Source organism: Streptomyces aureocirculatus (genome assembly GCF_000720475.1).
Lineage (GTDB): Bacteria > Actinomycetota > Actinomycetes > Streptomycetales > Streptomycetaceae > Streptomyces > Streptomyces aureocirculatus.
The window spans coordinates 88,067-109,614 of the sequence record NZ_JOAP01000025.1 but is presented as its reverse complement, the minus strand read 5'-3'; the positions used below and the strand labels follow the sequence as shown (position 1 = coordinate 109,614).

Here is a 21,548-nt window from a genome sequence, read left to right as displayed (position 1 = left end):
CCGGACTCGATGCACGGATCAGCGCGCTGCTTGACTTCAGGTTAGAGGACTTCCACAAAAATCCTTGCCACAGACACGGGAATTCTGCCGCATCAAACCCGAATTGGTGCAGGGCTGTTGTCGGGCCGCCGCACCCCCACCCCCCGCACGATCTCCTGCCGCACCGACCCGCCCCGGTCGTCCCGCACCGCCGCCCGGAAGGAAATCGCCTCCGCCCCGCGCGGAACCTTCAACTCGACACGCCAGAAAGCCGACTTGGCGGTGCGGGCGAGGGGGGCGTGCCGCCAGGTCCTGCCGTCGTCGTAGGAGACCTCCAGGGCGGCGGACCCGATGCGGCCGGTGTCGGGGGCGCCGCGCACGTACTCGGCGAAGACGCGGACCGGCAGGGTCCGTCCGCCGCGTACGTCGCCGTGCGGGTCCGTGGGGACGTCGAAGCCGAGGTTGAGCATCGGCAGGAACGTCTTGCGGTCGGCGGGGGTGCGGGCGGAGCGGACGGTCCACTCGGAGTGCGCCCTGGTGGCGAGGCGCCAGCGGGCGGGGTCGAGGGTGGTGTCGGTCTCGACCTTGTACGTGCGCTCCTGGGGGGCGGCGTCCCACACGTGCACGCCGGAACCCGTCCTGCGGTCGAGGAGCTGCCCGTCGGCGTGGACGGCGGTGGTCTGGGTCATGGAGTCGTCGTTCCAGACGTCGCCGAAGCCGGTGTGGTCGGGGCCGGAGTCGCCCCAGCCGGGCACGTTGAAGGCGAGGTCGTTGCCGCTGCGCCGCTGGCCCCAGCTCAGCCCGGTGCCGAGCCAGGGGTGCCACACGGGCCGGAACCAGTCGAGCGTGACGCGCTCGCCCGGGCGGTGGGCGACCAGGCCGCTGCGCTGTTCCAGGGCGTCGGGACCGTAGCGCAGCGACTCGTGCCAGCGGCGGCCCTCGCCCGCGGCCACGTAGTCCGTCCGCCGCGCCGGGTAGGAGACCTTCTCCGGGAAGCCGAGGCCGACGGTGAAGGTGTCGGTGAGGGAGTAACGGAACTCGCCGCCGGGCGCGGGTTCGGTCCGGCTCGTCGGGGCGTGGAAGGACGTGTCCACCACGGCCAGTTCGCGTGCGGGCGGTGCGTACGTCAGGTCGCGGGGCGGGACGGCGCCCGTGTGGCCGTCCTCCAGGTCGTACACGTAAGGGGTGTACGTCGTGCCCGTGGACGACACCGAGCGGCCCGCGTGCGCCGCCGCCCGCAGCTTCGCGCCGTCCGCCGCGTTCACGGTGGCGATCTGCAACGGCCGGTCCTCGTTGGCGTCCGTGCCGAACCAGGCGTTGAGGCGGCCCGGTACGCCGTCGGTGACGTAGAGGGCCTTGGCGCCCGCTTCCTGCGCGGTCCGCGCGAGTTGGGCGGGGGTGGGCCGGTCCGCCGCGCCCGTGCGGCGGACGACGGCCGCCTTTCCGCGGACGTTCCTGCCCTCGTACGCGGCCGGGGTGCCGTCTCCCGCGTCGATGAGCCGCAAGTGGCTGCGGCCCTCGATGAGGGTGCCTCCCGGCTGCGCGAGCGCCGCGCCCGCGGTCAGGCCCTCGACGTCGACGAGGGGTTTGCCGAGGCGCCACACCGTGCGGTACTCGAAGCGGCCATCCCGCACCTTGTCGGTCGGTGCCGCGAACACGCTGTCGTACTTCACCGGCACCTGCACGGCACCTTGGTAGGCCGAGCCGTTCGCGGTGCGGTCGAACTCCATGAGGAGCTGACGGGTCTCGCTGCGGCGCGGGACCTCGGCCTTGATCTCGCGCAACTCGCGTGCGTCGAGCGTCACTTCGCGGTCGCGGTCCAGGCGAACCTCCGGCGCGGCCAGGAAGCCGAGGCCGAGGGAGTCCTTGCCGTGCGCACCACGTACGTCCAAGAAGGTGGACAGGGCGTACGTGGCGGGCGCGAGGCGGAGTTCCAGTTCGCCCGACGGGCCGACCGTGGCGGGATGGGCGTCCGCGCCCCGCGTCAGGGCCTTGACGACCAGGTCCGCGGGGGTGGCCGCGCCGTCGCGGTCCTTGACCCTGACGGTGAGCGTGTACCGCTCCTCCTCCTTGACCAGGCCGAACGCGGTGCGCACCCACGGAGGCCGCGTCCGGCGTGCCCCCGCGCCAGCCCTGCCCGGCACGCTCGGCACTCCCCTCCCTCCCGGCCCCCGTGAGGGAGCGCCAGAACGCCGTGCCCGCGGCCGCCTCGATCGCAAGGCCGCGCACGCTCGGCAGCGAACGCACCTTCTCCGCGCCGCGCCCCGCGGCGCCCTGCCGCAGCAGCTCCGACACGTCGAACAATCGCTTGTCGAGGACGCCCGCCCGCAGATAGGGGCGCGCCTCGTCCGGTACGACGGTGATCCGCCCGCCGGTGACCTCGGTGCGCACGGCGCCGTTCGCGCCGCGCGGCCGGTCCACCGTGACGGTCTGCCTGCCCCCGCCGAGCGGGGTGACGGTGACTGTGTCGCCGGTGAAGAGGGTGACGGTCCTCGGGCCCTTCGGCTGCTCGGTGGTGACGGAACCGGTGGGCGCCGACACCGACGCGGGATTCGACGCGGGCGCCGACGCGCTCGCGGTCGCGGTGAGTCCGGCGGAAAGCAGGCTCAGGGCGAGTCCGGCCCGCAGGACCCCGCGTCGGGCTCCACGGCGTCCTCGGGGGTCGGTCGGAGGTCCCGGCATCGGCGCTGCCTCTCTTCGTGGGCTCCGGGCGGGGGGGCGGTACCCGGGTGCTGCGAAGAAGTGTCAGGCGCGTGGTGCGGCAGGGGAGTTGCCGGGGCCTGGCGGGAAGCTGCCAGGGCGGCTTCCCGCCAGGTGGGCGGGTCGGGACAGCGGGGCCGGGGGCCGGGGCCTGCGGATCGCGGTCGCCGCCGTCACGCCTGGGGGTCGCGGGCGTCGTACCGCAGGAACGCCCGCCACCGCGTCACGAGCAGCCCCACCGCCACCACGCACACGACGCCGCCCCCGACGATCGCCACCCGGGGCGACACCGCCTGGCCCACGGTCCCGGCAAGGAAGTCGCCGAGCCGGGGGCCGCCCGCGACGACCACGATGAACACGCCCTGCAACCGCCCCCGCATCGCGTCGGGCGTGGCGGCCTGGAGCATGGTGTTGCGGAAGACCATCGAGATCATGTCGGAGCAGCCCGCGAGGGCGAGGAAGAAGACGCCGAGCCACAGGTTGCGGGTGAGGCCGAACACCGCGATCGCCGTGCCCCAGGCGGCCACCGAGAGCACGATCGCGAGTCCGTGCCGCCGGATCCTGCCCTGCCAGCCGGAGAACACCCCGCCGAGCAGCGCGCCCACGGCGGGCGCCGCCGCGAGCAGCCCCGCGGTCTTCGCGTCGCCGCCGTACCAGACCACGGCGACCGCGGGGAACAGCGCACGCGGGTGCGCGAACACCATCGCGCACAGGTCGGTGAAGAAGGTCATGCGCAGATTGGGGCGGGTGGCGAGGAAGCGCAGACCGTCCATGACGGAGGCGCGCCGCCGTCTGCCGCCCGCCCCGGTCCCGCCGTCCGGCTGCTTCTCGGCCTCCGGCCGCATCGGGGGCAGCCGCCACATCGCGTACAGCGCCGCCGTGAACGCCACCGCGTCGATCACGTACGCCGACTGGTAGCCCCACAGGCCCACGAGGACGCCACCGAGCATCGGGCCGAGCGTGGTGCCCGTCGTCATCGTGATCGAGTTCAGGGCGTTCGCGGCCGGGAGCTGCTCGGGCGGCAGCAGCCGGGGGATCATCGACGAGCGGGCGGGGCCGTTGAGCGCGCCGCACACCGCCTGGAGCGCGACCACGCCGTACAGGAGCCACACCCGGTGGAAGCCGGCGAGCGCCGCGGCGGCGAGGACGAACGACAGGGCGCACAGGCCTGCCGCCGAGTACAGGCCCACCTTGCGGCGGTCCAGGGTGTCGGCGACCGCGCCCCCGTACAGACCGAAGACGACCAGGGGTACGAGGGTGAACAGGCCCACCAGGCCGACGGCGAAGCTGGAACCGGTGATGTCGTACACCTGGAGCGACACCGCGAGCGCCGTCATGGCCTGGCCGGTCCAGGAGACGGTGTTGCCGACCCAGAGCCGCCGGTAGTCGACGGAGGTCCGCAGGGGCGTCAGGTCGGCGAATATGCGCCGCCCGGCGGCGGGGGGCGGCGGGTCGGCGGCCTTCGGCGGTTCGTCCGCTTCGCCCGGCTCGACCTGTTCGTCAGGGGTGTCTGCCGCTGATGCTCGTGTCACACCGGATGCTAACCGGCGTCCCGTCGCGCGTGGTTCACCCGTACGGCGGCGCCCCGCCCGGCCCACCTCCGCGCGCGCCCCGCGGCCGGGGGCCGCACGATGCGAGACAGGACCGTCGGCCGACGGTCCTGTCTCGGACCACCGCCCGGCGGTCCGCACGGTCTGTGCTCTCGGGAGGATCCGCCATGACCGTCAGCCTGGAACAGTTGCGCCGCTGCCATATCGCCGTCGACCTCGGGGCCGCGCGCACGCGGGTGTTCGTGAAGGGCGCGGGCCTCGTCGTCGACGAGCCGAGTGCCGCCGCCGTGAACACGCGGACCGGCGCGCTGATCGCGGTGGGCCAGTTCGCGGAGCAGATGACGGGGCGTACCCCCGGATACATCCGGGTGGTGCGGCCGGTGTCCGGCGGCACCGTCGTCGACATCGAGATGTGCCAGCGGATGCTGCGCCATCTCCTCGGCGAGAAGCTGCGCCGCACGCTGCGCCGCAAGCCGCGGCTGCGGGCGGCGGCGTGCACGCCGCACGACGCCGACCCGCTCGCGCGGCGGGCCGCGGTCGAGACGATGGTGGGGCTCGGCGCCCGCCGGGTCGAGCTGGTCGACACGCTCATCGCCGCGGCCGTCGGCTGCGGGCTGCCCGTGGAACGGCCCGAGGCCACCATGATCCTGGTGTGCGGGGCCGCCACCACCCAGGTCGCGGTGCTCTCGCTCGGTTCGATCGTGACGGCCGAGCGGATTCCCGTCGGGGGCGAGGCCATCGACCACGCGATCGTGCAGCACCTGCGGCACCAGCACGAGCTGATGCTCCCCTCGCAGTCGGTACGTCCCCTCCAGCTCGCGCTCAGCGGCAACGGTCTGACCCCGCAGGGTCCTGAGTCCACCGAGATCCACGGCAGGGACGTCGCCACCGGCCTCGCCCGCTCCGTGCACGTGGACACCGCCGCCGTGCGCGACGCGATCCACACGCCGCTGACCGCCGTGCTCGACGGCATCGGCAAGGTCCTGCGCGACTGCCCGCCCGATCTCGTGGCCGACCTCGCGGACCGCGGGATCATGATGGTCGGCGGCAGCGCGCTGCTCCCCGGGCTCGACCAGATGCTGGTGAACGCGACGGGCATGCCGGTACGCATCGCGGAGCGCCCTGACGTGTGTGCCGTGCTCGGCCTCGGTGCGATGCTCGAAGGCAAGATCCAACCGCTGGGTCTCGACCCGCTGGCGGGCTGAGCGCGGGGCGGGCGGTCCGCCGCCGCGCACCGCCGCCCCCACCCGGCGGTCCCGGCGGGCAGACAGAGCGGTCCCGGCGGGCAGACAGAGCCGTCTTGGCGGGCAGACAGAGGGGAAGAGGCGCCGACGACATGAGCGACGCCGACACGGGCGACGGCGGTGGGCCGCCGCTGCCGGTACTCCTGGACGCGGTCCTGAGCGTCGGCACCGAACTCGAACTGCGGGCCACGCTCCAGCACATCGTGGACGGCGCGGTACGCCTCACCGGGGCCCGGTACGGCACGCTGCGGGTCGCGGAGTCCGCGGCCGGCGGGGGGCAGGACGTGTTCACGGCGGGCGGGGGCGGCGGCGAGGGGACCGGCGGGGAGCCCGGCGGCGAGGCCACCTCCCTGCGCATCCCCATCCTCGTGCACGGCGAGGGGTTCGGGACCCTGGACCTGAGAGCAGGGGCGGCGGCCGGGGCGGGTGGGTTCACGGACGGCGACCGCGGTCTGCTGCGGATTCTCGCGGGGCAGGCGGGCATCTCGATCGGCAACGCCCGGCTCTACGAGACGGCCCGCCAGCGCGAACGCTGGATCGAGGGCGCGGCGGCGGTCACCACGGCCCTGCTGACCGGTGAGGCCGCCGCCGACGCGCTGATGACGGTGGCACAGCAGGCCCGGCTGCTCGCGGCCGCCGCGGCGGGCGTCGTCCTGCAGCCGACGCCCGCCGGTGGCATGGCGATCGTGGCGGCGGCGACGGACGGCGCCGACGACGCCGCCGCCGCCGGGCTGCCGGGGTTCCCGCCCGAGCGCCGCAGGCATCCCGCCGCGGCCGCGCAGAACGACCTCATCGGCACCACCATCGAGCCCGGCAGCGCCGTCCTCGAACAACTCCTCGGCGGTGAGCCGGTGTTCATCGAGGACTCGGCGACCGACCCCCGGATGACGACGCGGGTACGGTCCCGCTTCGGGCCGAGCATGATGCTGCCGCTACAGGCGGGCGGCCGCCTCATCGGCACCCTCGCCCTGCCGCGGCGCCGTGGTGACCCCGCGTACACCGCGGTGGAGCGGCTCCTCGCCACCCAGTTCGCCTCGCAGGCGGCACTCGCTCTCGTCCTGGCCGACGCGCAGCAGTCCCGGCAGCGCCTCGCGGTCTTCGAGGACCGCGACCGCATCGCCCGTGACCTGCACGACCTCGTCGTACAGCGGCTGTTCGCGACGGGCATGATGCTGGAGTCGACGCGGCGCAGGGCCAGTTCGACACCTGTCCAGGCCGCGCTCGACCAGGCGGTGGACGAGCTGGAGTCCACCATCCAGGAGGTGCGCACCGCCATCTTCGCCCTCCAGCAGCCGCCCGCCGAGGCGCCGACCACCCTGCGCGGGAAGGTGCTCAAGGAGACGGCGGGCGCGGCGGCACTCCTCGGCGTGCAGCCGTCCGTGCACTTCACCGGCGCCCTCGACACCCACGTCACGGAACCCACCGCGAGCCGCCTGGTGCGGGCCCTGCGCCGCGCCCTCGCCACAACCGCCCGCCGCCCCGGCGTCACCCGCGTCGACGTCACGATCGACGCCCACGCCGCTCTGCCCGACGGCAGGACGGGGGTCCGCCTGACGGTGTACGACGACGGCGACACGGACGACACGAGCACAGGCACGACGACGACATGGCAGGCACCGCTCACCGACGGCGGGGGCCCGCTGGGCCGCGGAGGCCCGGCGGAGGGGGCCGGGCCCGCGGGCAGCGCGCATGTCTGACGGGTGGTTACGGGGGGGCCGGGGGGCCGCCGGGGGGCCGCCGGGGGCGGGGGTCGGCGCCCAAGGCAGGCGTATGGCCCGCGCACTCGCGCAGCGGGGGGTACCCGGGACGGGCACACTCGCGCAGGGGGACGCCCGGGACGGGCACACTCGCACCACCGGGGGCCCGGACCGGCGCACTCGCACCGCTGGGGGCGGGAGTCGGAGCCCAAGGCAGGCGTATGGCCCGCGCACTCGCGCAGGGGGTACCCGGGACGGACACGCTCGCGCAGGGGGACGCCCGGGACGGGCACACTTGCACCGCCGGGGGCCCGGACGAGCGCACTCGCACCGCCGAGGGCCCGAACGAGCGCACTCACACCGCCGGGGGCGGGGGTCGGAGCCCAAGGCAGGCGCATGGTCCGCGCACTCGCGCAGCGAGGGGTACCCGGGACGGGCACACTCGCGCAGGGGGACGCCCGGGACAGGCACACTCGCACCACCGGGAGCCCGGAACCAGCGCACTCGCACCGCCGAGGGCCCCGAACGAGCGCACTCGCACCGCCGGGGGCGGGAGTCGGAGCCCAAGGCAGGCATACGCACCGCCGGGGGCGGGAGTCGGCGCCCAAGGCAGGCGTATGGCCCGCGCACTCGCGCAGGGGGGTACCCGGGACGGACACGCTCGCGCAGGGGGACGCCCGGGACGGGCACACTCGCACCACCGGGAGCCCGGAACCGGCGCGCTCGCACCGTGAAGGCCCGGACGGGCGCACTCGCACCGCCGGGGGCACCCAGCACAATTCGCCCGCACCGCCCGAAGGCATCCGGAACGGAACCCCCGCACCGCCGGAAGGCGTCCCGAACCGGCAGCCCTCTCGGAACGGCCCACCCGCACCGCGGGACAAGGCCCTTCGTCTCGTAGGCAGCACCGCGCCGTCCGGCGCCCCGGCACCGCGGTCATGCCCCGCTTGCGGGGGGGGCGGCCTCGGGAGGGGCCGTCCCCGCAGGCGTTGGGACCGACCGCCGTGCCGCTTCGCTCGGACGTGGTGTTCCCGGACGCAGGGGCCACCCCCGCGCCGGGCGTAAACGCCAGGGACCCGGGCGCGGGACCCCCGTGTCCCTACCGCGCGTCGGAACTCCGCACCGTCAGAATCCGTACCGCCCGCTCCCCCGCGTGCCCGTCCCGCCCGTGCCAGCAGCGGTAGTTGTCCAGTACGAGGATGTCGCCCGCGTCGAGGCGGAAGCGCGGCAGGCCGGGTTCGAGGGCGTGCACGGCCCGGGTGAAGCGGGTCAGCATGGCCGTCACGTGGTCGGCGTCGGGGTCCCGGTGCAGCGGCACCGCGCCGTCCGTGCGCCGCACCACGCGGCGCCCGGTGCGCGTCCACTCCACGTGCCTGCCGACCCTCGGCGTCGCGGGCAGGCCGCGCAGGCCCGCCCACGCCCCGTACAGATCGACGTCGTACCCCGTGAGGAAGGACCACAGCTCCGGGTCGGCCGCCGCGAGCCCGTCCACGTACCGGACCGCGTCCACCGCGAACGAGTCCCCGCCGGACGGCGCGGGCCGCACGCACTGCACGAACACATGGTCCTCGTCGGGGTGCCGCCGCCTGGCCGGGACACCGCCCACGTCCACGGACACGTCGAAGCTGTCGGCGTGGAGGTGGACGGGGCCGCCGTCCCGCGAGGCCCGCAACCGCTGCGGGAACAGCTCGCGCAGTCGCGCTCCGAGCACGGTCGCGGCGGCGACGGCGAGTTCGTCGCCGCCCGCGCCGTACCCGGAAAGGACGACGGCACCGTGCTCGGCGAGCAGGTCGGCCGCGGCACCGGGGTGTTCGGCCCCGACGCGGGGCGGCACGATCCCGCACCCGGCTCCGGACGCGGCCCCGGACGCGCCGCCCGGGCCCGGCGGACCCGACCCGTCAGGCATGCGCCGACTCCCTCGGGGTCCCACGTCCTGCGCCCTCCCGGGAGAACCCGCGGGCGCTCGGTACGAGGGCCGCCACCGCGGGGGCCGCGAAGCACAGCGCCGCGCACACCGCCAGTACGGGCCTGGCGCCGAAGTGCTCGATGGCGGGGGCGATCAGGGCGAGGCCCGCGGGTGCGAGGCCGTAGGAGAGCATGAAGTCGAGGGACGAGACCCGGGCCAGCTTGTCGGGGGCGACCTCGCGCTGTGTCGCCGTGAACCACGGCACGTTGAACAGTTCGATGCCGATCCCCGCCACCGCGTACGCGGCCACGACGAACACCCAGTGCACGGGCAGCAGCAGGCTGAGCGGCGCGAAGCCATAAAGGCCGAGGCCCGCGAGGGCGGCCCAGCCCTGGGCGCGGGGCCGCCAGCGGGCGACGACGACGGCTCCGCCGAGCGCGCCGAGCGTGTACGCGGTCATGGCGGCGGCGAGCACCACCCCGGTGTCGTACTTGTCGCGGCTGACCAGCGGCAGGGCGACCCCGGTGGCCGAGTAGCCGGTGGATATGACGACGGTCAGCGCGCCGAGACCGGCGAGGAACCAGGGGTGCCGGCGCGCCTCGCGCAGCCCTTCCGCGAACTCCGCGAAGAAGGAGGGGCGGTTCCCGGTGACCGCGCCGTTCCCGGTGACCGCGCCGTTCCCGGTGACCGCGCCGTTCCCGGTGACCGCGCCGTTCCCGGTGACCGCGCCGTTCGCGGTCCCCGCGGCCTCCGCCGTGGTGGCCGCACCGGCTCCCCCTGCCCCCGGCACCAGCGCCGCGACCAGCCACAGCACCCCGATCCCGAGCAGCAGCGCCCAGGTGTCGAGGACGAAGGCGAGCAGGGCGGTCAGCGAGGGCCCCGTGAGACTCGTGGCCCGTACGGACAGCGTCATCGCGGCGTTCGCGGTCTGGCGCCGGTCCTCGTCGACGACCTCGGCGGTGAGCGCCTGGAAGGCGGGACGGCAGGCGCCCTGCCCCCCGCCCGCGACCGCCGCGGCGGCCAGCATCAGCGGGAGGGAGCGGCCGAGGCCGAGGGCGAGGAGGGGGGTCGCCGCCGCGGCGGCCAGGCCCGCCCAGAGGACGACGCCGCGCCGCGAGTACCGGTCGGCGAGCACCCCGCCGACGGCCACGGCGACCAGGAACCCCGCGGTGCGGGCGGCGAGCAGCAGGCCGAGCGTCGCCGCGCCGATGGTGTGGTCGAGTACCGCGAGTCCGAGGACGAAGGGCAGCGCCCAGGTCGCGAGCCCGGAGGCGGTGGTCCCTGACCAGAGCCGCAGAAAGGCGACGTCCCGCAGCACACTGCGCCCTCCGTGCGCCGCGGGCGCCGCTTGCGCCGCCGCGCCCGCGCCCGCGGCGGCGTCGGCGTCCGCGCCAGTGCCGTCCCTCTGACTCTTGCTCTCGCTCTGGCTCTGGCTCTGGCTCTCGCTCTCGCTCTCGCTCTCGGCCTGCCGTATCGGCGTAGTCGCCACGTGACGTACTCCTCTCCTGCCGTCCGCACAGGCCCCCGCAGGGGCTCCGTACGGATCTCGAAATCGTTATGCGGTCCCGGTGGGACACCCAATTCGCCCCCGGCGATGGGGAGTTGGCGGAGCCCTGCGCGCAGCCACCGCCCGCCGAAGGGCACCCCGGGAACCATTAATGAAAATGATTGCCATTACAGTACCCTTATCGCGTCCCACCCGAGACCGGAGGTCCCATGCGTCACCCAGCCCGCTTCGGCATAGCCGCCCTGACCCTCGCCCTGACGGCCGTCGGCTGTTCGTCCTCCGGCTCCGGCTCCGCGTCGGACGACAAGGCGGGCGGTGGCCGGGAGACGACCGTCACGAGCTGCGGCCGGAAGCTGAGCTTCGACGGGCCGCCCGAGCGCACCGTCGCCCTCGACCAGTCCTCCACCGAAGTACTGCTCGAACTCGGCCTGGAGGACCGCATGGCCGGCACGTCCAACCTCAAGACGAAGATCGCGCCGGAGTACCGGACCGCGTACGCCAAGGTCGACGTGCTCAGCCCGAAGATCCTCACCGGTGAGCAACTGCGGGCCGCCACCCCGGACTTCACCATCGGCGGCTTCACCGACTACTTCACCAAGGACCGCGTGGGCACCCGCGAGGAACTCGCCGACCTCGGCCTGCCGTCGTTCGTGAGCGCCGTGGACTGCCCGAAGCAGAACACCGCGGGCTCCGGTACGGGGAAGAAGACGAAGTCCCCCTTCGAGCTGCTCTTCCAGGACTACACCGACCTCGGCCGGATCTTCGGCGCCGAGAAGCGCGCCGCGAAGCTCGTCAAGGACCAGCGCGCCACTCTCGCCACCGCGGCGAAGACGGCGGACAAGGTCAAGGACGAGCCGACGGTCGTCTGGCTGTACTCCGTGTACGGCGACACCCCCTACGTGGCGGGGCGGAGCGCGATCCCCAGCGAGATGAGCCGGACCGTCGGCGCGAAGAACGCCTTCGACGACATCGACGAGGACTGGCCGACCGTGACCTGGGAGCAGATCGCCGAGCGCGACCCGGACTTCCTCGTCATCGGTGACCTGTCCGAACGCGGCAAGCCCGGCGACAGCGCCGCCGACAAGCTCAAGGCGATCCGCGCGAACCCGGTGATGTCCAAGCTGGCCGCCGTCGAGAAGAAGCGGTTCATCGAGATCCCGGGCACCGAGATGGACCCCTCGGTCCGCACGGTCAACGCGCTGCCGCGGCTCACCTCCGGGATGAAGGACCTCGGGTATGTCCGCTAGCCCGGACACCACCCGGGCCACGCACACCGCAGCCGCCGCCGTCCGCGACGCCGCCGTCGCGGACCTGCTGCACCCCTCGGCCCGGGGCGGGGCCCCGGCCACGGGGACAGTGCCCGAGGTGCCCGAGGCGCCCGGGGTATCTGAGGTGCCCGGGGTGCCCGGGGCCGATGGCAGGGACGCGCCCCACCCCTCCCGTCGGCTCTCCACCGGTGGCCTCTACCTCCTCACCGGCCTCGTCCTCCTCCTCTCCCTCGTCGCCTCCGTCCGCATCGGCACCACCGATGTCTCGTACGCGGACGTGGTGCGCACGGCCGGGTTCCATCTGGGACTCGACGTCGAGCCGTTGCCGCGGCTCGTGGACTCGCTGATCTGGGAGCTGCGGGTGCCGCGCGTCCTGATGGCCGCCCTGGTGGGCGCCTCGCTCGCGGTGTGCGGCGCGGCGCTCCAGGCCATCACGCGCAACGCCCTCGCCGATCCGTATCTGCTCGGCATCTCGTCGGGCGCGTCCACGGGGGCGGTCACCGTCGTGGTGCTCGGGGTCGGTTCGGCCTCGCTGGGGGTGACGGGCGGCGCGTTCGTGGGCGCGACGGTGTCGTTCGCGCTGCTGATGCTGCTCCTTCGCAAGGGCGGCCTGGACTCGGTACGGGTGGTCCTCACCGGGGTGGTGGTGTCGCAACTGTTCACGGCGCTCACCTCGCTCGTCCTGATGGCGTCCGGTGACGCGGAGGCGATCCGGGCGATCACGCAGTGGCTGCTCGGTTCGATGGCTCCGGCGCGCTGGGACACGACGGCGGTGACGGCCGTGGTGACAACTGTGGGCCTGCTGGTCCTCTGGCTCAGCTCGGCCGCCCTGGACGGTTTCTCGTTCGGTGCGGACACGGCGTCGTCGCTCGGCGTCGACGTGCGGACCACGCGCTGGACGCTGCTCGTGGTGACGTCCCTGATGACGGCGGTGGCGGTGGCGTCCGTGGGTGCCATCGGCTTCGTCGGCCTGATCGTGCCGCACGGCGTGCGGTTCCTTGTGGGACCGCTGCACCGGCTGCTGCTTCCGCTGTCGGCGCTGGTCGGGGCGGTGTTCCTGGTGTGGACGGACGCCCTGGCGCGGGTGGCGTTCGCACCGCAGGAGGTGCCCGTCGGGGTGTTCACGGCGCTGCTCGGCGTACCGCTGTTCCTGCTGGTGCTGCGTAGGAGGGGGGAGCTGTGAGGATCACCGCGGAGGGCCTGACGTGGTCGGTCGCGGGCCGGCGGATCGTCGCCGACGTGGGCCTGGACATCGCCCCCGGCGAGACGGTCGGGCTGATCGGCCCCAACGGCTCCGGCAAGTCGTCGCTGCTGCGCTGTCTCGCGGGACTGCGTACGCCGACGGCGGGGTCCGTCGCGTACGACCGTGAACCGATCCGGGGCTGGAGCAAGCGCCGCGTCGCCCGGCACGTCGCGTTCGTGGAGCAGGCCGCCGACACCGACAGCGACCTCAGGGTCGCCGATGTCGTGGGCCTCGGCCGGACCCCGTTCGGCGACCGGTGGCGCGGCCTCGACGCGCGGGACCGGGCCGTGGTCGGCGCCGCGCTTGCCCGACTCGGCCTCACCGAGCTGCGCGAGCGCCCCTGGAAGGCGCTGTCGGGCGGTGAGCGTCAGCGCGCCCACATCGCGCGGGCGCTCGCCCAGCAGCCGTACGCGATCCTGCTCGACGAGCCGACCAACCACCTCGATGTGAAACACCAGTTGGAACTGCTCGGCCTGCTCGCGAGCACCGACCAGACCGTCCTGATCGCCCTGCACGACCTGTCGCTCGCCGCCCGCTACTGCGATCGGCTGCTGCTGCTGCACGGGGGCAGGCTGGTCGCCGCGGGGGGGCCGCGGGACGTTCTGACGCCGCGGCTGCTCGCCGAGGTCTTCGAGGTGGACGCGGTGACCGGGCCCGACGCGCTCGGCCACCTGGCGGTGACCTATCGCGGCGTCGCCCCCGGGCACCTCGTCCCTGCCCCGCAGGAGAGCTGATGGACAGCAGCGGGGGCGCGCCCCGACAGGGGCGCGAGGAACTGCGCGCCCAGCACACCACAACCCGCAGACGCAACTGCGCGCCTACCCGGCAGGCGCGTCCGCAGCACTTCCCCACGCCCCCACGGGGCACACAACCCGACCCCGACAGGGGCGCGAGGAACTGCGCGCCCAGCGCACCACAACCCGCAGACGCAACTGCGCGCCTACCCGGCAAACGCGTCCCCAGCACTTTTCCCGCCCCCGCGGGGCACACAACCCGCCCCCGACAGGGGCGCGAGGAACTGCGCGCCCAGCGCACCACAACCCGCAGACGCAACTGCGTGCTTACTCGGCAGACGCGTCCGCGGCATTTCTTCGGCTGGGCGCGCAGTTCCCCGCGCCCCTGTGGGGCGCGGCCCACACCCCCAACCAACCTGGCCCCGGCAGGGGCGCAACCACACCCCCCAAGGAGACCTGGCATGAAGACCGTCGATGACCTGCTTACCGCCGTGCTGGACGGCGAACTGGGGCCCGACCCGGCCGAGTTGACGGCGACCAGCGTGTTCTGGATCCATCACGGCACCCGCCTCGCGGGCGGCAACGTCACCTACCTCAACCAGTACGTCCTCACCCGCGTGGGCGCGTCCTTCGGCGGCTGCGCCTTCGAGGCGGGCGAGATCGACCCGGAGATATGTAAGGACGCCTCCGGCAGCCCGCTGGCCACGCTGCTGCGGGAGGCGCCACGCCCGCTCGCCATGGCCGCGCTCGACGCCTACCTGGCGGCGACGCGACCGCACAGGGACGCCGAGGACGCCGAACCCGTGACGCTGCCCGCGGGCCCGCCCGAGGTCCGCGCGGTGGCACGGGACACCGCCATCGCGGGTCTCCTCGACATCCCCCAGGGGGCCAAGGTCGCGCTGATAGGTGTCGTCAACCCGCTGGTCGCGGCCATCAGGGAGCGCGGCGGCGAACCGCTGCCGTGCGACTTCAACCTGCGGACGACCCAGTGGGGCGACCCCGTCAGCCGCAACATGCACGAAGTGCTCGACGCCGCCGACGCCGTCGTCGCCACCGGCATGACCCTCAGCAACGGCACCTTCGACACGATCCTGGCCCGCTGCCGCGAGCGTGACGTACCGCTGATCGTGTACGCGCAGTCCGGCAGCGCGGTGGCACGGGCGTTCCTGGGAGCGGGGGTGACCGCGCTGTCCGCGGAGCCCTTCCCGTTCTCGCAGTTCAGCGCGGAGCCGACGGCCCTGTACCGGTACCGGGCGACGCCGCGCGAGAAGGGGGGATCGTGACACCCCCGCCGTCGACCGAGGCCCAGGCCGGTGCCCACGCCGACGCCGAGACCGGCGTCGGCACCGGGCGGGCCGCCTGCCACCACGGCGAGATCCTGCAAGGCGTTTTCCTCGACGAGCACGGGCGGCGCCGAGCCGGTCTCGTCACCCTGCCGATGCCGTCCCTCGGCACCCGCGCGGAGTTCGTACGCCGCCCGGGAACCGAGGACATCACGGTGACCCCGGCCGACCGTACGAAGGCCCTGCGGGCTGCCACGTACGCCATGGCCGAGTGTGCGACGCAACGTCAGATGCCCCTGCGCGGAGGCGAGTTGCGGCTCTCGGGGAACATTCCCGTGGGGCTCGGCATGGGCTCGTCGAGCAGTGATGTGATCGCGGCGGTACGCGCGGTCGCCGACGCGTTCGGCGTGCGCCTCGCGCCCGAGGCCGTCGCACGGCTCGCGGTGCGCGCCGAGCGGGCGTCGGACCCCTTGATGCTGGACGGCCGCCCACTGCTCTTCGCCCAGCGCGAGGGCCGGGTCCTTGAGGAGCTGGGGGCCGCGCTGCCGCCCGCGCTCGTCGTCGGCTGCGCGCTCGGCGGCGGCCGCCCCGTGGACACCCTCGCCCTCTCGACCCGCGCGTACGACACCGAGGACGTACGCGCCTACGAAAAGCTGCGCGCCCTGCTGCGGCGGGCCGTCGCCACCGCCGACCCGACGCTGCTCGGCCGGGTCGCGACCGAGAGCGCCCGCCGCGGCCAACGCGTCCTCGCGCACGAGGAGTTCGGGGAGCTCGTGGCCATCGCGAACCGGGTCGGCGCGGTCGGTGTGCAGGTGGCGCACAGCGGCAATGTGGCAGGGCTCCTTTTCGACCCGGCGGCACCGGACCTGCGCGGGCGCATCGGCCGCTGCTCCCGTGCCCTCTCGGCCGCGGGCATCCCGGCCACGTACACCTTCGGCACGGCGGCGCACACCGTGCCCCCTTTCCTGATCCCCTCCCCGAACCCCTCCCCGAACCCACTGACCAGCGAGGAGCCCCTGCATGGACACGCACATGGCGGAAGCGGACGAGCACATAACGGAAGCGATCGGCCGCCCCGACCTGATACGTGTCGACGACCGGCTCATCTGCCTGCGCTTTGAGACCATGAAGGTGGTGTCGGCGCTCGCGGCGGTCCGGCAGTTGCTCGAATCGGGCAAGGTACGCCGCGGCGACACCCTCCTGGACAGCTCCAGCGGCATCTACGCGTACGCCCTCGCCCTCGCCTGCCACCGCTACGGAATGCGCTGCCACATCATCGGCTCGACCACCGTCGACCACACCTTGCGCACCCAACTGGCGGTACTCGGCGCCCACCTGGAGCAGATGCCGCCGAGCTCCGACCTGAGGCTGGACCAGAAGCGGCGGGTGGCCCGGGTCCGGGAGATCCTGCGGGCGCACCCCGAGTACCACTGGATGCGGCAGTACCACGACGACGTCCACTACCTCGGCTACCGCGCGATCGCCGAGCGGATCCACGCGGCGGCCCCGGTGGACGGCTCGCCGCTCACGCTGGTCGGCGGGGTGGGTTCGGGCGCGTCGACGGGTGCGCTCGCCCGCTATCTGCGCGAGGTGCGCTCGGACGGGGCGGGCGGGGCGGACGGCACTGACGGCGCGGGCGGCGCGGGTCCGGTGCGGCTCGCGGGTGTGCAGCCGTTCGGCAGTGTCACCTTCGGCAGCGAGCACGTGGCCGACCCGGAGATCATCATCGCCGGGATCGGCAGCTCGATCCCGTTCGGCAACGTGACGCACACCGCGTACGACACCGTCCACTGGCTGTCGTTCCACACCGCCCTGAGCGGCAGCGTCGAACTGCTGCGGCGGCACGCGGTGTTCGCGGGCCTGTCCACGGGCGCTGGCTATGCCGCGGCCCGCTGGGAACACGCCCGGGAGCCGGGCGGCACCACGGTGTTCATCGCGCCCGACACCGGCCACCGCTACGTCGACACGGTCTTCGCCCGCCACCGGGAAGCCGCCGACCTGGACGACCTGGCGCCCCGCACGGTGTCGTCCCTGGACGATCTCGCCATGCCCTGGACCCGCATGGAGTGGAACGGCGCCCCGGCCCCGGCACCGGCGTCCGTGGGGACGGACGCGGGGGCGGCGAAGGAGCCTGCCTAGGGCCGGGGGGGGGCCGCCTGGGGCAGGGAGACCGCCTGGGGCCGGGGTTCTGTCACGCGGCGGTGTTCCTGCTGGAGACCCTGGAGTGGCGACGAGGGCATGCAAACCGGCCATTCCCGCGGACGGAGAGGGTCATTCACCCTTCCGTTTCGCCATCACCACACCAGCCACACATCACGCCCCACCAGCAGTTGCCGAAGAAGGAACATTCCGGGCACAGGCAACTTCAGGCCAGCCGCCCCGAGGGCTCTAGATTCACAGCGGCGAAAGACTGAGACTGTGATCGCAAAGTCGAGCAAACGCATCTCGCGCAGCCTCGACGGCACCTTCTCGACCCTCTGACACACCCGCCCTGTAAATCCGTCCAATTACCCCCCACTGCTGCCGTCACCGGCTCGCGGTCCACCCACTCGGAGTTGCAAGGGTAACGCCCTGTCCCGTAGCGGGAGCGAAGGCGTTTGCCGGAGCCAGGTCCAGGTGCTCGACGCGTGCAGGGCGCGGTGAAGAGCGGCCGCACACCCATCACACCCCCCGGAGAACACTCCTTGATGCGCAAACCGTTGACCTCTCTGTTCGTCGTCACCACCTCGGCCGCCGCGCTGATGCTCACCAGCGGTGCGGTGGTACACGCGGCCGATCCGGCTCCCGAGCCGACGGCCACCACCACGACGCCGCCGGAGGAGTCGGTCGAGGAGCCGACGGACGAGCCCACGGACGAAACGACCGAGGAGCCCACGGACGAGCCGTCCGAGGAGCCCGCCGAGGAGCCGTCCGAGGACCCGACGGACAAGCCCGACGGCCCGTCGGGGAATCCGCCCGCGGGCGAACCGGGTGCGGAAGCGCCCGCCGGACCGGTCATCGCCGACTACAAGGGCCGCAAGATCAACCTCGCCGAGTCCTGGGAGGGTGCCACCAGTTGCACCGAGCTCCCCGGCGGGGAAGTGCACTGCTACGACACGGACGAAGAGGCCCTGGCCGACCCGAAGCTCCCGGCCGCGACCCGCCAGGCGACCCTGCGGGCGGACGCCGCGCCCGGTGCGATGCTCAGGCTGCCGAGCCGGTGCGTCGTCGACTACTGGTGCCTCTATCAGAAGGCCAACCACAAGGGCAAGATCCTCCGGTTCTCCGAGGACGGCACGAAGAAGCTCAAGAGCTACGGCATGCAGAACAAGCTGAGCTCCGTCTACTACCGGGTCATGCACTGGTCCCTCAACTACGGCGACGCGAAGATCACCGACTCGCGCACCTGGCCCACGGCGGACCGGGTCAGGAGGCTCAAGGCCGGAAGCGTCACGAAGGCGAGCAGCTACCCCAACTTCAAGCGGCTCGGCTACCCGGGCGGCGGCAACTGGAACGACAAGGTCGACTACTTCGAGGTCCGGCGCGCCTGAGCGGCACCGACTCCGCGACGCCACCGGTCACTGACAGTGCGACCCCTGGCGTACGAGACGCATGAGACGACCCACAAGACACACAAGACACATAAGACAGACAAGCCGTACCGAAAGGCGCACAACCATGCGTAAGTCGATTTCCAGTGCCGCGATCGCGGTCAGCGTCCTGGCCGGAGGCGTCGTGCTCGCGGCGCCCGCGCACGCGGCGGAATCGTGCACCGACCCCGTCAAGAACGACTTCAGCGTGACGACTCCGGGGCCGAGGCCCGACCTGACCTTCTACGTGAAGAACTGCGCGGACATCACCGGCAGCAAGGTCACCGGTCACAGCTTCACCTCCTGGCGCCCCGTCGACCCGCAAGGACACCTGGACGAGAAGCGGTTCACCAGCTTCGTCATCAAGACGCGGATCGAAGCGCGCAAGGCGCCCCAGCCGCCGCTCGACGAGGACAAGGTCATCACGTACCGGACCTGCGACCTGACGGACCTCGTGAACAAGCACGTCGACTACACCGGCAACGAGGACGACTACGAGAACCCGCCGAACCGTTGTGATGCACCGGCGGCCGACTACGACAAGAACCTCTGGTGGTCGACGGACTCGACGGTCGTCTACGACATCGCCGACGACGGCAAGGGTGCGATAACGCAGCAGGTGAACGGCTCCGCGCTGCTGCACTGACCCCCCTCGCCGCACTGCCCCCCGGCGGGCCCGAGAGCGCACCCACCCCGCGCTCCCGGGCCCGTTTCCGCGTTCCTCGCCGTCCGCACCCCTTGCCATCCGCGCTCCTTGCCGTCCGTGTCCCTTGCCGCCGGTCCGGTCACGGCGTACGCCCGCCGATCGGCGGGTGCGGTCCGGACATCCGGCGGATACCCCGTCGCACGGTTCCGTCCGAGGATCGACGTATCGATCTTGGCGAAGGAGACATCATGCGACGTAGGACGAGTGTGGTCGCGGCTTTGGCGTTCACGGCCTCTCTGGTGACGGTTCCTGCCGCGTCGGCGGCATCGGCGGCGCCCGACGCGGCCCCTCGGTGTGACACCGAGCCCGTCCAGAAGGCGCTGAAAGCCCTGAAGGGTGTCGGCGCGTCGGGGATGAGCGTGACGGTGAAGAGTCCGCGCTGCGGCGTTCTGAAGAGCGGTGTGGGCCTCGCCGACCTGAAGACGGGCCGCAAGGCCGTCGGCAACGAGCACAGCCGTATCGCGAGCAACACCAAGACCTGGGTGGCCACAGTGGTGCTGCAACTCGTCGGTGAAGGGAAGCTCAAGCTCGATGACACCGTCGACCGGCATCTGCCCGGCCTGATCCGCACCGAGCACTACGACGGCCGCAAGATCACGATCCGGCAGCTCCTTCAGCACACCAGTGGCCTGCCCGACTACCTGGAGGCGCCGTTCTGGGAGAACGAGACCGCGCACCGCTGGCACCACGTCGGGCCCCTGCGGACGGTCAAGCAGGCGCTGACCCTGCCCCCGCCCGAGGAGAAGCCCTTTTCCTACTCCAACACCAACTACAACCTGGCGGGCCTGATCGTCACGAAGGTCACAGGCCGCAGCATCGGCACCGAGATCGAGCAGCGGATCGTCAAGCCCCTCGGGCTGCGCCACACCTACTGGCCCGGCGACCGCACCACGCTCCCCAAGCCGGACCTGCGAAGCTATGTGAAGCGGTCCGGGAAGCTCCTTGACTGGACGGAGTGGAACGTCTCCGGGTCCGACGCGTCGGGTGCCCTGGTCTCCACCGGTGCCGACGTGACCGCCTTCTGGTCCGCCCTGATGTCCGGCAAGCTGCTGGCCCCTGCCCAGCTCGCGCAGATGAAGCGAACCGTTCCTGACCCCACCGTGCGGGGCGCCCGCTACGGCCTGGGGGTCGAACGCGCAGAGCACACCCCGGGCCTCGTCACCTGGGGGCACAGCGGCTTCATGGAGACCGGGCACAAGCTCAGGAACGCCGTCACCGACGACGGCAGGCGTGCCGTGACCCTGCTGGTCGGCTCGGAGGAGTTCAAGGAGGCGAAGGTGGACTCCGTCCTGCGCACCCTCATCCGCGACCTCCGCTGACAGGGACCGGTCGCTGACGGGGACCGGCCGATGCCAGGGACCGCCCGCTGCCAGGGACCGGCTGGCCGCCGGGCCCGCCGCGGCGCTCCGTCGTCGGCGGAGGCATAGCCTCAGCAGGACAGACCCCAGCACGGTACGGAGGAACACACGTGATCCGGGTAGTGGTCGTGGACGACGAGGCACTCGTCCGGTCCGGGTTCGAAATGATCCTCAATTCCGCCGAGGACATCCAGGTCGTCGCCACGGCGAACGGCGCCGACGCGGTCGACACGGTGCGCCGCGAGGGCCCGGATGTCCTGCTGCTCGACATCCGCATGCCGGACGTCGACGGACTCACCGTGCTGCGCTCCGTACGGGCGCTGCCCCAACGGCCCGCGGTGGCCATGCTGACGACGTTCGACACCGACGAGTACGTCCTGACGGCGCTGCGCCGCGGCGCCGCGGGCTTCCTGCTCAAGGACACCGACCCCACGCTCCTCGCGCAGCTCGTACGCACACTGGCCGCCGGCGGCGTCGTCATGTCACCGAAGGCCTCCCACGCCGTCCTGCGCGGCCACCCGGCGGCGGCCGCGGCGGCCGATCAGGGCGTGGCCCGTATCAAGGACCTGACGGACCGGGAACGCCAGGTGCTGCTCCTGATCGCCGAGGGTCTGTCCAACGGGGAGATCGGCACCCGGATCCATCTCAGCGCGGGCACCACCAAGGACCACGTCAGCGCGATCCTCGCCAAGCTGCGGGTGAGCAGCCGCGTCCAGGCGGCGCTCCTCGCCCAGCGGGCGGGGCTGCTGGCGGACCGGGGCGGCGAGGACGGCGGGGACTGCCGGTGACCGCCTCCTGGCGGAA

General features: G+C 73.1%; 15 protein-coding genes and 1 pseudogene. 12 read left to right on the top strand and 4 right to left on the bottom strand.

The features are described 5' to 3' along the window. Window positions 1-92 precede the first annotated feature (92 nt). Both IG78_RS42580 and IG78_RS0123330 read right to left on the bottom strand, forming a co-directional pair. Window positions 93-2,081, bottom strand: a pseudogene (locus IG78_RS42580) (S8 family serine peptidase); the annotation flags it as partial. Between the two features lie 771 nt (window positions 2,082-2,852). After that, window positions 2,853-4,103: an MFS transporter gene (locus IG78_RS0123330; RefSeq protein WP_037685905.1), complete on the bottom strand. Its 1,251-nt coding sequence runs from the start codon at window positions 4,101-4,103 to the stop codon at window positions 2,853-2,855. Window positions 4,104-4,396: 293 nt separating this feature from the next. Here IG78_RS0123330 and mreB point away from each other — a divergent pair, with 293 nt between their 5' ends. Then, on the top strand, window positions 4,397-5,434 hold the full coding sequence (gene mreB, locus IG78_RS0123325) for a rod shape-determining protein (protein WP_030566317.1): 1,038 nt from the start codon (window positions 4,397-4,399) through the stop codon (window positions 5,432-5,434). A 131-nt stretch (window positions 5,435-5,565) separates the two neighbouring features. Further along, window positions 5,566-7,170: a sensor histidine kinase gene (locus IG78_RS0123320; protein ID WP_051852883.1), complete on the top strand. Its 1,605-nt coding sequence runs from the start codon at window positions 5,566-5,568 to the stop codon at window positions 7,168-7,170. Window positions 7,171-8,269: 1,099 nt separating this feature from the next. Here IG78_RS0123320 and IG78_RS0123315 read toward each other — a convergent pair. Both IG78_RS0123315 and IG78_RS0123310 read right to left on the bottom strand, forming a co-directional pair. Then, a complete protein-coding gene (locus IG78_RS0123315; RefSeq protein ID WP_078965358.1) occupies window positions 8,270-9,076 on the bottom strand; it encodes a TauD/TfdA family dioxygenase in 807 nt (268 codons plus the stop codon). Continuing rightward, window positions 9,069-10,373 (bottom strand): MFS transporter, encoded by a 1,305-nt coding sequence (locus tag IG78_RS0123310; RefSeq protein ID WP_037702894.1) that lies wholly within the window; start codon window positions 10,371-10,373, stop codon window positions 9,069-9,071. The genes IG78_RS0123315 and IG78_RS0123310 overlap by 8 nt, the downstream gene beginning before the upstream one ends. A gap of 419 nt (window positions 10,374-10,792) precedes the next feature. Here IG78_RS0123310 and IG78_RS0123305 point away from each other — a divergent pair, with 419 nt between their 5' ends. The 10 genes from IG78_RS0123305 (at window position 10,793) to IG78_RS0123260 (ending at window position 21,532) form a co-directional block, all read left to right on the top strand. Further along, on the top strand, window positions 10,793-11,830 hold the full coding sequence (locus IG78_RS0123305; RefSeq protein WP_030566309.1) for an ABC transporter substrate-binding protein: 1,038 nt from the start codon (window positions 10,793-10,795) through the stop codon (window positions 11,828-11,830). Further along, on the top strand, window positions 11,820-13,034 hold the full coding sequence (locus IG78_RS0123300) for a FecCD family ABC transporter permease (RefSeq protein ID WP_225882168.1): 1,215 nt from the start codon (window positions 11,820-11,822) through the stop codon (window positions 13,032-13,034). Before IG78_RS0123305 ends, IG78_RS0123300 begins: the two co-directional genes overlap by 11 nt. Further along, entirely contained in the window at window positions 13,031-13,828 is a 798-nt protein-coding gene (locus IG78_RS0123295) for an ABC transporter ATP-binding protein (protein ID WP_030566305.1), read from the top strand. The genes IG78_RS0123300 and IG78_RS0123295 overlap by 4 nt, the downstream gene beginning before the upstream one ends. Window positions 13,829-14,289: 461 nt before the next feature. Continuing rightward, window positions 14,290-15,111, top strand: a complete 822-nt coding sequence (locus IG78_RS0123290) for a Rossmann-like domain-containing protein (protein WP_030566303.1) — start codon at window positions 14,290-14,292, stop codon at window positions 15,109-15,111. Next, window positions 15,108-16,232, top strand: a complete 1,125-nt coding sequence (locus IG78_RS0123285; RefSeq protein WP_051852882.1) for a GHMP family kinase ATP-binding protein — start codon at window positions 15,108-15,110, stop codon at window positions 16,230-16,232. Before IG78_RS0123290 ends, IG78_RS0123285 begins: the two co-directional genes overlap by 4 nt. Then, the gene (locus IG78_RS0123280; RefSeq protein ID WP_225882167.1) at window positions 16,132-17,250 is read left to right on the top strand and encodes a pyridoxal-phosphate dependent enzyme; all 1,119 of its coding nucleotides are present in this window, start codon (window positions 16,132-16,134) and stop codon (window positions 17,248-17,250) included. The genes IG78_RS0123285 and IG78_RS0123280 overlap by 101 nt, the downstream gene beginning before the upstream one ends. Window positions 17,251-17,798: 548 nt before the next feature. After that, entirely contained in the window at window positions 17,799-18,641 is an 843-nt protein-coding gene (locus IG78_RS52205) for a peptidase inhibitor family I36 protein (protein WP_030566297.1), read from the top strand. A 127-nt stretch (window positions 18,642-18,768) separates the two neighbouring features. Next, a complete protein-coding gene (locus tag IG78_RS0123270) occupies window positions 18,769-19,326 on the top strand; it encodes a hypothetical protein (protein WP_030566295.1) in 558 nt (185 codons plus the stop codon). Window positions 19,327-19,574: 248 nt separating this feature from the next. Next, window positions 19,575-20,705 (top strand): serine hydrolase domain-containing protein, encoded by a 1,131-nt coding sequence (locus IG78_RS0123265; protein ID WP_030566294.1) that lies wholly within the window; start codon window positions 19,575-19,577, stop codon window positions 20,703-20,705. A 149-nt stretch (window positions 20,706-20,854) separates the two neighbouring features. Further along, window positions 20,855-21,532: a response regulator gene (locus IG78_RS0123260; RefSeq protein WP_037685875.1), complete on the top strand. Its 678-nt coding sequence runs from the start codon at window positions 20,855-20,857 to the stop codon at window positions 21,530-21,532. Window positions 21,533-21,548: the final 16 nt, after the last annotated feature.